Annotated in this window: 13 protein-coding genes; 6 read left to right on the forward strand and 7 right to left on the reverse strand. The window is 48.0% G+C overall.

Annotation, left to right across the window (positions count from 1 at the left end; all coding sequences use genetic code 11):
• Positions 1-85 precede the first annotated feature (85 nt).
• Genes ACFQRK_RS06115 through ACFQRK_RS06125 form a run of 3 tightly spaced genes read left to right on the forward strand, consistent with a single transcriptional unit; the run spans position 86 to position 1,706 of the window.
• Positions 86-838 (forward strand): DUF6597 domain-containing transcriptional factor, encoded by a 753-nt coding sequence (locus ACFQRK_RS06115; protein ID WP_379004674.1) that lies wholly within the window; start codon positions 86-88, stop codon positions 836-838.
• Between the two features lie 26 nt (positions 839-864).
• Positions 865-1,302, forward strand: coding sequence for a VOC family protein (locus ACFQRK_RS06120; protein WP_379004676.1), 438 nt, complete (start codon positions 865-867; stop codon positions 1,300-1,302).
• 2 nt (positions 1,303-1,304) lie between these two features.
• The gene (locus tag ACFQRK_RS06125; RefSeq protein WP_379004678.1) at positions 1,305-1,706 is read left to right on the forward strand and encodes a hypothetical protein; all 402 of its coding nucleotides are present in this window, start codon (positions 1,305-1,307) and stop codon (positions 1,704-1,706) included.
• A gap of 187 nt (positions 1,707-1,893) precedes the next feature.
• Here ACFQRK_RS06125 and ACFQRK_RS06130 read toward each other — a convergent pair whose 3' ends face one another.
• Both ACFQRK_RS06130 and ACFQRK_RS06135 read right to left on the reverse strand, forming a co-directional pair.
• Positions 1,894-3,678 (reverse strand): DNA topoisomerase 3, encoded by a 1,785-nt coding sequence (locus ACFQRK_RS06130; RefSeq protein ID WP_379004680.1) that lies wholly within the window; start codon positions 3,676-3,678, stop codon positions 1,894-1,896.
• A gap of 113 nt (positions 3,679-3,791) precedes the next feature.
• Positions 3,792-5,282, reverse strand: a complete 1,491-nt coding sequence (locus ACFQRK_RS06135) for a hypothetical protein (protein ID WP_379004681.1) — start codon at positions 5,280-5,282, stop codon at positions 3,792-3,794.
• A gap of 245 nt (positions 5,283-5,527) precedes the next feature.
• Here ACFQRK_RS06135 and ACFQRK_RS06140 point away from each other — a divergent pair, with 245 nt between their 5' ends.
• Complete coding sequence (locus ACFQRK_RS06140) at positions 5,528-5,848, forward strand: hypothetical protein (protein ID WP_379004683.1); 321 nt, start codon at positions 5,528-5,530, stop codon at positions 5,846-5,848.
• 219 nt (positions 5,849-6,067) lie between these two features.
• Here the strand turns inward: ACFQRK_RS06140 and ettA are convergent, their stop codons facing one another.
• On the reverse strand, positions 6,068-7,753 hold the full coding sequence (ettA, locus tag ACFQRK_RS06145; protein ID WP_379004685.1) for an energy-dependent translational throttle protein EttA: 1,686 nt from the start codon (positions 7,751-7,753) through the stop codon (positions 6,068-6,070).
• A gap of 371 nt (positions 7,754-8,124) precedes the next feature.
• On the opposite strand from ettA, the gene ACFQRK_RS06150 reads away from it, so the two are divergent.
• Positions 8,125-10,671 carry an ATP-dependent Clp protease ATP-binding subunit gene (locus ACFQRK_RS06150; protein ID WP_379004687.1) on the forward strand — a complete coding sequence of 849 codons (2,547 nt, stop codon included), beginning with the start codon at positions 8,125-8,127 and terminating at the stop codon, positions 10,669-10,671.
• 94 nt (positions 10,672-10,765) lie between these two features.
• Here ACFQRK_RS06150 and ACFQRK_RS06155 read toward each other — a convergent pair whose 3' ends face one another.
• Positions 10,766-11,164 (reverse strand): acyl-CoA thioesterase, encoded by a 399-nt coding sequence (locus tag ACFQRK_RS06155; RefSeq protein ID WP_379004689.1) that lies wholly within the window; start codon positions 11,162-11,164, stop codon positions 10,766-10,768.
• 191 nt (positions 11,165-11,355) lie between these two features.
• On the opposite strand from ACFQRK_RS06155, the gene ACFQRK_RS06160 reads away from it, so the two are divergent.
• Complete coding sequence (locus ACFQRK_RS06160) at positions 11,356-11,769, forward strand: hypothetical protein (protein WP_379004690.1); 414 nt, start codon at positions 11,356-11,358, stop codon at positions 11,767-11,769.
• Positions 11,770-11,835: 66 nt separating this feature from the next.
• Here the strand turns inward: ACFQRK_RS06160 and ACFQRK_RS06165 are convergent, their stop codons facing one another.
• From ACFQRK_RS06165 to ACFQRK_RS06175, 3 genes are read right to left on the reverse strand one after another with little or no spacing between them, the layout of a single operon-like run.
• Entirely contained in the window at positions 11,836-12,654 is an 819-nt protein-coding gene (locus tag ACFQRK_RS06165; protein ID WP_379004692.1) for an enoyl-ACP reductase, read from the reverse strand.
• Positions 12,655-12,707: 53 nt separating this feature from the next.
• Entirely contained in the window at positions 12,708-14,369 is a 1,662-nt protein-coding gene (gene recN / locus ACFQRK_RS06170) for a DNA repair protein RecN (RefSeq protein ID WP_379004694.1), read from the reverse strand.
• A 9-nt stretch (positions 14,370-14,378) separates the two neighbouring features.
• Positions 14,379-15,299 (reverse strand): DUF4835 family protein, encoded by a 921-nt coding sequence (locus ACFQRK_RS06175; RefSeq protein ID WP_379004696.1) that lies wholly within the window; start codon positions 15,297-15,299, stop codon positions 14,379-14,381.
• Positions 15,300-15,329: the final 30 nt, after the last annotated feature.

Below are 15,329 nucleotides of genomic sequence, written 5' to 3' on the forward strand. Positions count from 1 at the left end.
TGCAGAATATAAAGAAATCTATTGCAATTTAATCTTAACTTAGTGCGACAGTTTTCAAATAAAGGGACCGTATTCCATCAGACCAATGTACCCAATGACATACAATGAAGTAAAGCCGAGCGGATTCTTGACCAATTTCATAGAAAGCTTATGGGAATACAAAACGTTCGAAACTGACTGTGTACATACCATCATACCAGACGGATGTTTTGATCTGATTGCAGAAATTGAAAACGGCGCCTTGAAGGCTGTAAAACTCACAGGCGTATGGACAAATCCCATCGTCGTAAAAATACCAAAATCAACGAAAATATTTGCTATTCGTTTCAAACTCCTGGCAGCTGAGTATTTGTTTCAACAGGAACTAAAATCAATTCTCAATACAGCTAAAAACTTGCCGCTGACGTTTTGGGACATCAATTTATATCAGGGACACGATTTACAAAAGTTCGCTTCCGAAATTTCCAACCGGATAGAAAACTCGATCAACCATTCGAAGGCAATTGACAACAGAAAACTTAAACTCTTTGAGCTCGCGTACAAAAAACAAAGCTTGTCTGTCAAGGAACTTTCAGAGAGGATTTTTTGGAGCAGCCGCCAAATAAACCGCTATTTCAATAAGCAGTTCGGATTCCCATTAAAAACATTCTTAAATATCGTCCGCTGTTATACCTCCTATAAAGAAATCTCCCTAGGAAATCTTTTCCCGAAAGGAAACTACTTTGATCAAGCCCATTTCATAAAGGAAATCAAAAAGCATACAAGCGCCACACCAGGAGAGTTATTCAAAAACGAAAACGGCCGATTTTTACAATTGGCTACCGATTCGAACAAGTAGTTTTGCTGTATTCAATTGATTCAGTTATGAAAATTATCAAACTCACCCCAAATTTTGAAGTAGCCGACATAAAAGAATCAGTGGCCTACTACGAAACAAACCTTGGCTTTAAGCTGATTATGACCGTCCCCTCAACTCAGGATGAAATAGAACAAACTTTTAAAGAAAACAAAGAATATGTATATGCAATGATGCAAAGAGACCATATTGATTTGTTTTTCCAAAGGTCGGATTCGTTTAAGGCGGATGTGGTTTTTGCGCAAGATTTGCCAATTGGAGCATCTGTTTCATTTTACATGGAAATCGAGGGAATCGAAAAATTTTATCAAGACGTTAGATCGAAAAGGCTGGAAATAACCGACGTGAAGACAACTTGGTACGGAATGCAGGAATTTTATTTAAAAGACCTTAATGGCTATATTCTCGGTTTTGCCGAAAAGCTGAATAAAAAACAAAACACGTGATTATGCAACAAACAAAATATCTGCTGGCGGCTTATAACATCGGCATTACGCTACTCTGTGGTTTTCTGATTTTAACAGGGTTTAACCATCCGAACGATGGGGATGAAATTACGGTAAAGCGGATTAATATCGTAAACGAAGATGGCACGCCAGCTATTATTTTAGCCAACCAGGAACGTGTTCCTGACCCGGTTTTAGATGGCCAATCTTACAAAAGAGCCATTAAGGCGGGTGGAATTGTCACCAACCGTCTGCAGCTCGGCACCAATAACGGTACCACGGCGCTGGTGATCAATGGAACAGACGGGAAGCCGCGTGTCAAGTTAGCGGTAAGTGACCGGAATGAAGTATCGTTTTCGGTGCTGGACGAAAACGGGAATACAATAAAGCAGATTTTGGAATAATCGTTTCTAATATCGCGGACATGATGATGTTATGCGTGTGCTTAGTGATATCCGCATAAAAAAATACGACCGACAGTTAGCACTTTATTTTTGCTATTAACCGTTGCTTTTATAGCAGCGGCAATGAGCAACAAAACGTTTTTCAATTGGGTTTGCGCAGGCGGATAGATAAAAAGCTCACGCATGGTTAGTCAGTCATCACCTGGTGCTGCTTTACGGTGCTCGTAAGCTGAAAAACCATGGTAACGAGTTCTTGCTTAAATTGAGCAGCATCGTATTCCCCCTTTTCAATGAGCCGCAGTTTGCGCTCCCAAACCCCCGTCAGCTCCGGGCTTTTCAGCAGCTCATCCTGGATCGTGTCTATCAACCGGATCCCGGTTTGGGTAGCCACCAACTTTCGCTTTTGCTTCTCGATGTATTTCCGTTTGAACAGTGTCTCAATAATATTCGCGCGGGTAGACGGGCGACCGATGCCATTCTCTTTCAACAGGTCGCGCACGTCCTCGTCGACCACCTGTTTGCCGGCAGTCTCCATGGCACGTAACAGCGTAGCTTCCGTATAGGCCTTGGGGGCTTTCGTTCGCCCCTTGTGGATGAAGGGCTCATGCGGTCCACTTTCACCCACTTCAAACACCGGTATTTCCTGCTCTTCAGGGTTTTCCCCCGATGCTTTCTTTTCCTTGGGATATAACGCCCGCCAGCCGGGTTCCAGGATTTGCTTGCCCGTAACGCGGAAGGGCACCTTACCTACCCTACCCGCTATGCTGGTATTGGAAACTTTACATTCTGGATAGAAAACCGCCAGGAAACGACGGGCAACCAGGTCGTAAATGCGCTTTTCATCCAGCGGAAGCACATCTGGCGACACGTCGGTGGGAATGATGGCGTGGTGATCTGTTACCTTGCTGTCGTCAAACACGGCTTTGCTTTTCGCTATGGGTTGTTCGAGCAAGGGAGCCGCCAACGCGGCATAGTGCTTCATGCTGCCTAAAATACCCGGTATCTGCGGGAAGAGGTCTTCGGACAGGTAGGTGGTATCCACACGCGGATAGGTGACAAATTTCTTTTCATACAACGCCTGAACATATTTCAGCGTATCCTCGGCGGAGAAGGCGTATTTCTTATTGGCATCCACCTGTAGTGAGGTAAGGTCATACAGACGGGGATTGCGCTCCCTGCCCTCTTTGGTTTCGGCCGCGACGATTTCAAACGGATGTTCCTTTAAGTAGGCAAGTCCCTTCTCGGCTCGATCGGCCGCTTCCAGCCGCGCTATCGATGCGGTAAAAACGGTTTCACGAAAGGTCGTTTTTAGCTCCCAATAGTCTTGCGCCCGGAATGCATCGATTTCTTTCTGGCGCTGCACGAGCATGGCCAGCGTTGGGGTTTGAACACGGCCGATCGAAAGCACCGATTTATCCGCGCCGTACTTCGTCGTAAACAAGCGGGTGGCGTTGATCCCAAGCAGCCAATCGCCGATCGCCCGGGCGCTACCGGCTGCGTACAGATTATCATAGTCCGAAGCCGGTTTCAATTTATTAAAACCATCGCGGATGGCGGCTTCCGTGAGCGAAGAGATCCATAGCCGCTTCACAGGGACCTGGCATTTGGCCTTGAGCAACACCCATCGCTGGATAAGTTCTCCTTCCTGCCCCGCGTCACCACAGTTAATCACTTCTTCGCAGTCGGCTACGAGCCGTTCAATGACGCTGAATTGCTTTTCTACGCCTTTGTTGGCAATAAGCTTGATTCCGAACGATGGCGGAATGATGGGCAAAAAGGCCAATTGCCACGATTTCCAATTCGGGTTATAATCGTGAGGCTCTTTCAGCGTACAGAAGTGCCCGAATGTCCAGGTTACCCGGTATCCATTCCCTTCATAGTAGCCTTCCATACGCGTTGTAGCACCGATTACTTGCGCAATGTCTTTCGCCACGCTGGGCTTTTCAGCAATACAAACCTTGAATCCAGCCATAAATTGTCCGTTGGCCGGCAAATCTCGGCATTATCGCCCGGTTAACGAAGATAAAATAGTTGCTATTGGCACCATCACGCGAAAATCTGCTGCGATTGACGGATAGCCATCGCTCAGCCTTTTGCGATGGCTTCACCCATTGCCTTCAAAACCCGTGTGGACGCATCGATCATCGTGATCTGCCGATCTGTTACGTTGATATCGTATTCGTCTCCCGCTTTTCGCAGCGCATTCCTCAGGCTATCGGCAAAGGCAGCCTCCAATGAGTCATATCCCTGTACCTCCGTTACCTCTTCGCCGCCCTGGAGAACATGAATCATCTTTCCGTCGGCATTATAAGCGAACACGCCGCTTGCGGGCATGGTGTAATTTGATATACTTTTTACCAAAAAGATATCAATGCATCCGGCCACGGCAAACAGCTTGCCATGCGGATCAAAAATGGCCTGCAGGACCAGGTGGTCATCCATGCGGTTGTCGGTGATCGCATCGACCTTGACGGAAGACAACGCTCCGCCCCTAGCGTAGAAAAACGTGTTATCGGGGTAGTACGCCCGGTAAGAATATACGCTTTCGTTGAATTCTATAAACGGATTGTGCTTGGTATGCTGCCAGGTTCCTGCTCCCAAGGTGTTTAAGAAGCGTTGTTCGTTAAAGCCCATGGCGTCATTTGGGTCCGGGCCGTATAATTCTTGATAATACGCCAGTATAAGCCTCGCAATACTGTGCGACACAATGGCCGGAAAGTTGGCTGTTCCGCCGTCGCTCTGAAATTTGAAAACCGCGCCGAGTACAATATTCAGGTGATCGACGCAGAACGTCAGTGCTTGTGCAGTGTACTTAATGAGTCGATTGATTTCTACCGTGGCAACCACGCCAATCCCATCCGTCAGGACGATGACGGCACCGTCAGCAATAGCCATGGCACCGTATTTGGCGAGTTCAATTACGCCGTCGATCAACTTTATGGCCCACTCGGGAACTTGTGTGGCGTCAGCGATGTCATACGTTACTTTGATCTGGTCGACGAAACCACCGTTTAAATCCATACAGAAAGTTACGACAGCATGATCGTCCTGTTCGAGCTGGATGTGATCGAGGTCCATGCTGAAACTTAGCGTGTTGCCGCTTAGCTGTATGGAAGGATCGTAGATACGGTATTGGGAATCCTGCGCGTACCATTCCGTTTCATACCGGTTATTTTTCCGGGACCGTTCGGACCCGGGGTAAAGCGCCAATAAATTGTTAATGATAGCGCTGGTATTGACATCGGGTTTGTGATCGTAAAGCTGGAAACTTTCAATGGTATCGTCCATGTCATCCTCGTCATTCTCGTCCCGGAGTGCTTTCATACTGATATGCTGATCGGGCCCGATGAGCGCCGTTCTGCCCTGAAAGTTGGCTTTGGAATAAACCCGAACCCAAGCCTGCGAACTGGTGTCGATCCAACTGATGTCATCTTTCATATCGTTATCCAAGGTCGTCCCTTCCCATAACACCTTGCTTAGGTCTGCAACAGACTGCGGCCCATCATAGTTCTTGTAACCGTCGGTTCCCTTTTTCCCATCGGTTTTCTTGTAAAACGTTACATTGCAATTTGACATAATAGTTTGTTTTTCAGTAATTTGTGGTAAATGTGATTTGTTCCGAAACGAAGATAGGCGATTCGACTTCGTGAACACATCCCTCTTTTGGGGGAGAAGGCAAAGCAGGGATCCTGGCGGATCGTACAATGCCGCAGCCAGGCGTGGTATCGGTAAAAAAGTGAAAAGACGACGTTTTATCGGGAAACCGTCGGGAAAGCATCGAAAAAGCACGCGATAAAATGACATAGCGATAAAGTGTAACGATGAATTCACTACCTTTGAATGACAAAACAATGATGGATACCCGGCTTTTTGTAACTTCGTTAACGCAGAACCGCCCTCCGGTTGGTCTTACCGTGCAGCTCGAAGCGCTGTGGCACGACGGTAAAGGCGACTGGGAGCGTGCCCACGACTTGATTAATGACTTGGAAGATAAGCAGTCTGCTCACGTGCATGCGTACCTACACCGAAAGGAAGGCGATCTTTGGAACGCAGATTATTGGTATCGACGGGCGGGAAAACAGCGGCCCAGCTTATCCTTGGAAGAAGAGTGGGAAGATTTGGTGCGCAGTTTTTTGCTATAGCACATATGTATCTTCATGTTGTCCGCTCATAGGCCCAAAAGAAAGCAGCTGATTAATTTCTTGTCGTAGGTGTGTACAAACCAATCTTACTACCGTCCTGCTCGATTAGTGACCGTCATTGAGCAGTGACGCCAAGCCGCTGACCCGGTCGATCGTGATGATGCCGTCGATCGCGTTTTCGATAATCGCCTTCAGTAGTTTCGCGGTATCCAACATCCGTTATCCTTTTACCAGCTTTTTGTATTTGATGCGCTGGGGAGCGGTATCGCCCAAACGTTTCTTGCGGTTCTCCTCATATTCCGAGTAATTCCCTTCAAAGAAGTACACCTGGGAGTTGCCTTCGAAAGCCAAAATATGAGTGCAGATCCGGTCGAGGAACCAACGGTCGTGCGATATCACGACGGCACAGCCGCCAAAGTTTTCCAGGCCTTCTTCCAAAGCCCGTAACGTATTTACATCAATATCGTTGGTGGGCTCGTCGAGCAAAAGCACATTGGCGCCTTTTTTAAGTGTGATGGCGAGGTGGACACGGTTGCGTTCGCCGCCCGAAAGCACCCCCACCTTTTTCTGCTGGTCGGCGCCGTTGAAATTGAATTTTGACACGTATGCCCGAGAATTCACAAGCCGGTTACTCAACGGTATGTTTTCGTTACCGCCGGTAATGTTTTCCCAGACCGTTTTCTCGGGATCCAGGTCGTCATGCATTTGATCCACATAGCCCAGTGCCACGGTTTCTCCAACGCGGAATGTACCGTTGTCGGGCTGTTCCTGTCCGGTGATAAGCCGGAAAAGCGTGGTCTTTCCCGCTCCGTTGGGTCCGATGATGCCCACGATACCCGCGGGGGGCAGCGAGAAACTCAGGCCTTCGAAAAGAATCTTATCGCCATACGCTTTGCTCACCTGTTGCGCTTCGATAACGACGTTTCCCAACCGCGGTCCGGGAGGTATGAATAGTTCGAGCTTATCTTCCCGTTCCTTCGTCTCTTCCGAGGCCAGTTTCTCGTAGTTATGTAAACGCGCTTTGGATTTGGCATGTCGGGCTTTCGGCGCCATGCGCACCCATTCCAATTCGCGCTCGAGTGTTTTTTGCCGTTTACTCTCGGTTTTTTCCTCTTGGGCGAGGCGCTTTGCTTTCTGATCAAGCCAAGAGGAATAATTGCCCTTCCAGGGTATTCCTTCTCCCCGATCGAGTTCTAAGATCCATCCCGCTACGTTATCGAGGAAATACCGGTCATGCGTAACGGCAATCACGGTTCCCTTGTATTGCTGCAGGTGCTGTTCCAGCCAATCAATGGACTCGGCGTCAAGGTGGTTGGTTGGCTCATCCAGGAGCAGCACATCGGGTTCCTGCAACAACAAACGACATAATGCCACCCGCCGACGCTCGCCTCCTGACAATGTGTCTACCTTTCGCTCCGGATCTGGACAACGCAGCGCATCCATTGCGCGTTCCAGCTTGGTGTCTAGCTCCCAGGCGCCGACCGCGTCGATTTTGTCCTGTAATTCGCCCTGCCGCGCCAATAATCTGTCCATTTCGTCTGCGTTTTCATACACCTCGGGCAGACCAAATTTCTCGTTAATTTCTTCATATTCCTTGAGAATCGCCGTTATTTCGGCGACTCCCTCCTCAACAATCTCCCTTACGGTCTTGTTGGGATCCAATTCAGGTTCCTGGGCCAAATAACCGACGGTATAACCGGGCGAAAACACGACCTCCCCTTGATACGAGGTATCCAGACCGGCAATAATTTTCAGAAGAGACGATTTCCCGGAACCGTTCAGACCGATTACACCGATCTTCGCTCCGTAAAAAAAGGAAAGATAAATATTTTTAAGTACTTGTTTTTGAGGCGGATAGATTTTGTTCACCCCCGCCATGGAGAAAATAATTTTTTCGTCTGACATACGTCGATTTTTACGTGCGAAGTTAGCTAACTTACCCTTGATATGCAAGTTCGCTCTATGCACGTTGATGCACTACCTTGGTAGCGGCAGGATACAGCGGCGAGTCTTTCGTTACTTTCTTCCGCAGAAAGTAACGCTTTGGCGCGGTGAGCGACGGAAATCCTTTGCGCATAGGCAAATAAAAACTCCTGCGACTCAAGCGGCTTATCGTCAGAATGGTGTAATAATACTTTTCTCGAAACTGACAAAATGTTATATTTGTGTCTATGGCTTAATTGTTGATAAATGTTACACAAAATAGTAAGGCACAAGCGATAATTTTTTCTACATTTATCGCATCCTTAGCATACAAAAGAGAAAGGTAAACATTCATGGAAGCAAAATTTTCGCCTCGCGTAAAGGATGTGATTTCATACAGCAGGGAAGAAGCTATCAGGTTGAAACACGATTACATCGGCACAGAACATTTGTTGCTAGGTTTAATCCGTGAGGGAGACGGGATGGCCATCAAGATATTGAAGCATGCAGGGATCGACACTACCGAGCTACGCAAATCCATTGAGGATGCCGTAAAAGGTTCTTCGATGTCCCGTGCTCCGATCGGTAATATGCCGCTCACCAAACAGGCTGAGAAAGTATTGAAAATCACATATCTTGAAGCAAAGATCTTCAAAAGTGACGTAATCGGCACTGAACACCTACTGTTATCCATCCTGCGCGACGAGGAAAACATCGCCTCGCAAATTCTACAGCAATACGACATCAATTACGATGTCTTCAAAGCGGACGTAGAACAGCACAAAGCAGGCATCACAGACCAAGCCTCCGGCTCAACGGCTGGAGATGATGATTTCAAAGAGGAAGACCATTTCAATCAGCCGAAGAAGGTATCGGACATCAAATCCAAAACTCCGGTGCTTGATAACTTTGGCCGGGATCTCACACGGGCCGCTGAAGAAGGCCGCCTGGATCCCATTGTGGGTCGTGAAAAAGAAATTGAACGGGTTTCACAGATTCTTTCACGGCGGAAGAAAAACAATCCGATCTTGATCGGTGAACCGGGGGTTGGGAAATCGGCCATCGCCGAAGGATTGGCGCTGCGCATTATCCAGCGGAAAGTATCCCGGGTGTTGTTCAACAAGCGGGTGGTTACCCTGGACCTCGCTTCGCTGGTGGCTGGCACGAAATACCGCGGCCAGTTTGAAGAACGGATGAAAGCGGTCATGAACGAATTGGAGAAATCTCCGGATGTCATTCTTTTTATCGATGAAATCCATACGATTGTCGGTGCCGGCGGTGCCTCTGGCTCGCTGGACGCATCCAACATGTTCAAACCGGCGTTGGCCCGTGGGGAAATCCAATGCATTGGTGCTACCACCCTTGACGAATACCGCCAGTACATCGAAAAGGACGGCGCGCTTGATCGTAGGTTCCAAAAGGTAATGATCGAGCCGGCTACACACGATGAGACGGTCGAGATCCTGAATCGCATCAAGGACAAGTACGAGGAGCACCACAACGTCAACTATACGCCCGAAGCCATTGAGGCGTGTGTTACGTTGACCACACGGTACATCACCGATCGGTTCCTGCCTGACAAAGCCATCGATGCGATGGACGAAGCCGGATCGCGGGTACACTTGACCAACATTCACGTGCCGCAGAGCATTATCGACATCGAGCAGAAAATCGAGGAAATCAAGGTTGAGAAAAACAAGGTAGTCCGTAGCCAGAAATACGAGGAAGCGGCTAAGCTGCGTGATACGGAAAAGAGGCTGTTGGAAGAACTTGAGCACGAAAAGACGGCTTGGGAAGCGGAAACGAAAACCAAGCGGTATACTGTGACGGAAGATAACGTAGCCGAAGTGGTCTCGATGATGACGGGTATACCCGTTCAGCGTGTGGGCCAATCCGATAGCCAAAAGCTGTTGAACATGGCGGAGTCCATGAAGGGACGCATCATCGGCCAAGACGAAGCAGTGAAAAAACTTGTTAAAGCGATTCAGCGCACCCGTGCAGGCCTGAAAGATCCGAAAAAACCGATCGGTTCCTTCATCTTCCTGGGCCCTACCGGTGTCGGCAAAACCGAATTGGCGAAAGAGCTGGCGCGTTTTATGTTTGACAGCGAAGACTCCCTCATCCAGATTGACATGAGCGAGTACATGGAAAAATTCGCCATCTCACGGCTTGTCGGTGCGCCTCCGGGATACGTGGGTTACGAAGAAGGTGGGCAGTTGACGGAGAAAGTGCGGCGTAAGCCTTATTCGGTGGTCCTCTTGGATGAAATCGAGAAAGCGCATCCGGATGTATTCAACTTGCTTCTGCAAGTGCTGGATGAAGGGCAATTAACAGACAGCCTTGGTCGGCGGGTAGACTTCAGAAACACCATTCTGATTATGACCTCCAACATCGGTGCCCGTCAGTTAAAGGATTTTGGACAAGGTGTGGGTTTTACTACCTCAGCAAAGGCCGAACAAGCCGAATCGCACTCCCGCAGTGTCATTGAAAATGCACTGAAACGGGCCTTCGCCCCTGAGTTCCTCAACCGTATCGACGACGTGATCGTCTTCAATTCACTGGACAAGGAACATATCTTCAAGATTATCGACATCGAGTTGAAGTCTCTTTTCGTCCGCATCCAAGCATTGGGATACAGCATTAAACTTACCGATGCAGCGAAGGACTTTGTTGCCGAGAAAGGATTCGATAGTAATTTCGGGGCGCGTCCGCTTAAGCGTGCGATCCAGAAATACCTGGAAGATCCCATCGCCGAGGAAATCCTGAAAGGCGAAGTCAGCGAAGGAAACACCTTGGAAGTTGACTACGACAAGGATAAAACGGAGATTGTGGTTAAGGTGCAGGCTGGGAATGGCGGCCCGTCCAAACCTTCGGATGTAGCCGAGAAGAAAGACGAATAGCTTAACTGCGCGACCACATCGCAGTACAAATTACTGAAAGCGCCATGGGATTAAATCCCATGGCGCTTTTTTATACAACCATTCAACCACATACTTACCATTCGACTGTTTTCAGCCAATCGCGCTCAATCCGCTTTATTTTCTGCTTTTCTTTGTCAAACAAAACCCAAAGCGTGCGTGAATCCACTACCAATTCATCGTGACGATAAAATTCCACTTTTCTGGGTTGTTTAATACCTTCCGGCGCTAATGGATAGGTTTTTACGGTAATCGTTTCCCCTAAATAGACCTGCTTTCTGTATTGAATATGATGGTCAATGAGCACCCAATAGTCCGTTACGTAATCCGTTTTGTGCTTCAGGCTTTCCCAATGTTCTGCGGCAATCTGTTCCACCCAGCACACAAATTGCACGTTATTAACGTGATTATTCTGGTCCAAATGTTCGTTGGTCACCTGAATTTGCTTTATATACGTCGTTTTGTCGTTGGTCATGTCTTTACTTTCAAAAAACAAATTTACAAGATTTCCTTTCGCACGTATAACCCGCATCGACTGCGCCACCTATATGGAAAGTGGTCTCACGAAAATTCTTTGGTGCAATTATTGCGTTAAACCTTTTTTAGCCTTTGATTGTCATATAAGAAAAATTAGTTAACGAAATTATTTACCCAAAACAAACGTATATGAAAAAGCCCCTTACCTTAGTGGTCGGATTCCTGGCAATCCTTGGCCTATCTTCCTGCACGAAAGAAGAGATTATCCAGCAGATCAATTATAACCGGATTATCCCATATACCATCGCGGCGAATGAATGGCAAGCTGATGAAAACCGGACTGACCGGTGGTTTGTTGAACTTGATTTTCCCGAAATCGATCAATATGTCGTTGACTATGGTACCGTGCTTGTAGATATTTCGTTTGATGGCAATATCTATGAGCCATTAACCACCGTATACGATGGCGTTGCATACCGCTATGACTATTCCGAAGGCACGTTACTGATCGATGCCGCCTACGCAGACGGTCTGGGCGGTGATCTTGCAAGGCCCGGGCAGGCAGACATCAAGGTTATTCTTTTGGATGCCGAAGACTATTAATCAAACTGTACTTCCACAAAAAAAGCGGCCCAAAGCCGCTTTTTTTATTCTAAAACGTTAAGTCGTCTATTCCGCGCCCATCCCGGTAATCACAGCTTCGCTTACGCCGGTAAATGAGAAACCGCCATCATGGAACAGGTTCTGCATCGTGACCATCCGCGTCAAATCCGAAAACAGGGTCACCGTATAATCAGCACATTGGTCGGCCGTAGCATTTCCCAGAGGCGACATCTTATCCGCATACGAAATAAAATCACCGAAGCCTTTTACACCCGACCCTGCGGTTGTCTGCGTGGGCGACTGGCTGATCGTGTTTACGCGAACGTGCTTCTTTACACCATATTGATAGCCAAAGTTGCGCGCAATGCTTTCCAGCAGCGCCTTGGCATCGGCCATATCGTTATAGTCCGGGAACACACGCTGCGCAGCAATATACGTAAGTGCAACCACCGATCCCCATTCGTTGATGGCATCCTTTTTCAGCGCGGTGGCCAATACACGGTGCAGACTGATTGCCGATATATCAAATGCTTTATGCATGAAATCGTAGTTATTCTCCGTATAGTGGATACCCTTGCGCACGTTGACACTCATGCCCACGGAGTGCAGGATAAAATCCACACCGCCACCGAAATGCTCCAGGGTCTGGTTAAACAGGTTTTCGATGTCCTCACTGCTGGTTACATCGGCCGGAATAACCGGTGCATTGTTGCATTCTTCGGCCAACTGCTTGATCGTGCCCATACGCAATGCTACCGGGGCGTTGGTGAGCACAATTTCAGCCCCCTCCTGTACGCAGCGTTGAGCGGTCTTCCAAGCGATGGATTTTTCATCCAGTGCACCGAAAATAATTCCTTTCTTTCCTTTCAGTAGGTTATGGGACATAGTTTATTTTATTTAGTCAACGTGAAAAATTGGGTAAAAGTAACGCTTTTTTGTTATTTCCCCAACAGCTCGGTTGCATGTTGCAGCGCGGCTTCACCGGGATTCGTTCCGCTGAGCATCTCCGCAATTTCCCGCACCCGATCCGATTGGGCCAATTGGACTAAGGAGGTTGCGGTCTTTTCTGCCGACTCGATCTTATAAACCTTAAAATGCGTATCTCCTTTAGCGGCTATTTGCGGCAAGTGCGTGATTGCAATTACTTGCATATGGTCTGCCAAACGCTCCATAATCTCTCCTACCTTTAAGGCTACTTCTCCGGATATTCCGGTGTCGATCTCGTCAAAAATAATCGTCGGAAGCGCGGAAGTTTTGGCGATCAATGATTTGATGGCCAGCATTAAGCGCGAAAGTTCGCCGCCGGACGCTACCTTGCCTACCGGCTGTGGGTCCTGCCCCTTGTTTGCGGTAAACAAAAACTCAATCCGATCTCGGCCACTGGTCCGTACCGCATCCGCTTCGAGCGGATCAAGGACAATACGCAATTGGCTATTGGGCATACCAACCGTACGTAGCACCTGGCTAACTTCATCCTGTACGCGCGGAATCACAGCCCGCCTACTGGCACTTAGCTGATCCGCCAACGCCAGCATTTCCTTCTTCAATCGGCTGGCTTCCGACTCCAGTCGGATAATTTCTTCATCGTCTGAAGACAGCGCTTTCAGCTTTTCCGCCAATTCGTCGCGCAGGGCAACGAGTGCCGCTAAATTATCCACGCGATGCTTTTGCTGCAATGTATAAAGCAAGTCGAGCCGTTCGTTAACGGTTGCCAACCGTTCTTCATTCAATATAATACCCTGCTCGATACGATCGACTTCCCCCCCCAGGTCCTTGATTTCGATAAACGCACTCTGCAATCGTTCTATCTGCGCAGCCAGGGATGGCATATGCCGTTCGGCCTGTTGAAGCTGGCTTAATGCTTCTTTGAGCAAGGCAACCGTATTAATTTCCTGTTCCTGCAAGATTTGCACGGTGCCAAACAGATGTCGCTTGATTTCCTCAGCATGTTCAAGTTGCTGCTGCTCCAGCTCAAGCTGTTCTTGCTCACCTACCTCGAGCTTGGCTTTCTCCAGTTCCTCGAACAGGAAGCGGTGATAATCGGCTTCCGCCCCTGCCTGCCTTACGGTTTCTTTAAGTGTGTTCAGTCGGTCTTCTGTAGCCTTAAACGTGCGATAAACCGTTAAATACTGCTGATGCAAGGATTGATTCTGTGCAACGCTGTCCAATGTCAGCAGTTGAAAGGATTCGGTGCTGAGCTGAAGCGTTGCATGCTGGGAGTGGATATCAATCAGCTTCTCGGCCAACGCCTTCAACACAGTTAACGTCACCGGCGTATCATTGATAAACGCCCGGGATTTCCCATCCGCACTGATTTCACGGCGCATGATGGTTTCGCCCGCATAATCCAGGTCCTGCTCCTCAAAGAAGGTCTCCAATTCGTAACCGGAAACGTCAAAATAGCCTTCGATGATGCATTTTCTATCCTGGTTAAAAAAGTAACGGCTTTCTATTCGCTGCCCCAATATCAACGACAGCCCGCCCATGATAATGGACTTACCTGCCCCCGTTTCGCCAGTGAGAATATTTAGCCCCTTATCAAAACGAATGTCCAGGGAGTCAATTAACGCGTAATTTTGAATAGATAAACGACTTAGCATTGGTTATTTTTACCTACTATTACGTAAAGATTCATACTTATTGGCATTGGCAGGGTCTACTTCGGCAAGTACATTATAGGCTTGTACGCGTTCCTGGGGCCCCATGCCACCAAATATGCCGATCAATTCGTCCGACTTGGCGGTAAAGAACACTTGGTTAAATACAGCTCCCTGTGCCAGTCGGTCCACTTTTCGCAACATGGGCAGCAATTCCAAGATCGTTTTACGCGCTTCCATTGCATTCTCGGACATTTTGTCCAAGCCTCTCAGGTAAAAACTGTAGAGAAAATCCCGAAGCGGCTGATACCGACGATCCAGCAGATTGTTAACCAGCCAAAACCGGTTATCCGTGCCTTCCATTGACCGCCAACCGTTAAATCCGGTATTCTGAGCGTTATTGACAATATTCTGGGCGGCGGTATAAAACGGGGTTCCACCGTTGCTTTCGAAGGTATCGGCATCCAAACCTACGATGATATAGGCGTAGTACGCCAGCAATGAGGTCAGGTTGTTCATATATTGCTGATCCGAATAATCCATTAACTGGCCCTCCGTATAACTGAAATTAAAATTGTTATCGGAAATACTCAGCACCGGGCTGTTATACGAAGTATTGAAAACCGGCCGGGTGGATATGATCTGGGCCTGTGCCGTAAAATTGGATGAGCCGTCCCATGCATTGATGGTGATAACAAAACTGCAATCGATGCGCTCCTGCGGCTGAACTTCATTAGCACTCCACGTACGATTATTGAGAAAATCGGAAATAGCTTTCTCCAGTACGTCCAGCGCCCGCTTGTTAGTATTCTGTACCTGTGGAGAAAGGATCTGTACCCGTGCATTTAAGTCCTGCGCCCGGGCAAAACAGACCGCTCCTATGAAAAAAACCAGGGCAATTCCCAATCGTTTAACCATATTCTTCCGAATCATGCCCAAAGATATGGATAATGAATCAAAATA

It is taken from the genome of Parapedobacter sp. GCM10030251 (assembly GCF_042666505.1).
Taxonomy (GTDB): domain Bacteria; phylum Bacteroidota; class Bacteroidia; order Sphingobacteriales; family Sphingobacteriaceae; genus Parapedobacter.

Bases quoted from the DNA above. Each gene is read 5' to 3' on its own strand.
- ACFQRK_RS06115 (WP_379004674.1), top strand. From the start codon at position 86: ATGTACCCAATGACATACAATGAAGTAAAGCCGAGCGGATTCTTGACC.
- ACFQRK_RS06135 (WP_379004681.1), bottom strand. From the start codon at position 5,282: ATGTCAAATTGCAATGTAACGTTTTACAAGAAAACCGATGGGAAAAAG.
- ettA (WP_379004685.1), bottom strand. From the start codon at position 7,753: ATGTCAGACGAAAAAATTATTTTCTCCATGGCGGGGGTGAACAAAATC.
- ACFQRK_RS06155 (WP_379004689.1), bottom strand. From the start codon at position 11,164: ATGACCAACGACAAAACGACGTATATAAAGCAAATTCAGGTGACCAAC.
- ACFQRK_RS06125 (WP_379004678.1), top strand. From the start codon at position 1,305: ATGCAACAAACAAAATATCTGCTGGCGGCTTATAACATCGGCATTACG.
- recN (WP_379004694.1), bottom strand. From the start codon at position 14,369: ATGCTAAGTCGTTTATCTATTCAAAATTACGCGTTAATTGACTCCCTG.
- ACFQRK_RS06165 (WP_379004692.1), bottom strand. From the start codon at position 12,654: ATGTCCCATAACCTACTGAAAGGAAAGAAAGGAATTATTTTCGGTGCA.
- ACFQRK_RS06130 (WP_379004680.1), bottom strand. From the start codon at position 3,678: ATGGCTGGATTCAAGGTTTGTATTGCTGAAAAGCCCAGCGTGGCGAAA.
- ACFQRK_RS06140 (WP_379004683.1), top strand. From the start codon at position 5,528: ATGAATTCACTACCTTTGAATGACAAAACAATGATGGATACCCGGCTT.
- ACFQRK_RS06175 (WP_379004696.1), bottom strand. From the start codon at position 15,299: ATGATTCGGAAGAATATGGTTAAACGATTGGGAATTGCCCTGGTTTTT.
- ACFQRK_RS06120 (WP_379004676.1), top strand. From the start codon at position 865: ATGAAAATTATCAAACTCACCCCAAATTTTGAAGTAGCCGACATAAAA.
- ACFQRK_RS06150 (WP_379004687.1), top strand. From the start codon at position 8,125: ATGGAAGCAAAATTTTCGCCTCGCGTAAAGGATGTGATTTCATACAGC.
- ACFQRK_RS06160 (WP_379004690.1), top strand. From the start codon at position 11,356: ATGAAAAAGCCCCTTACCTTAGTGGTCGGATTCCTGGCAATCCTTGGC.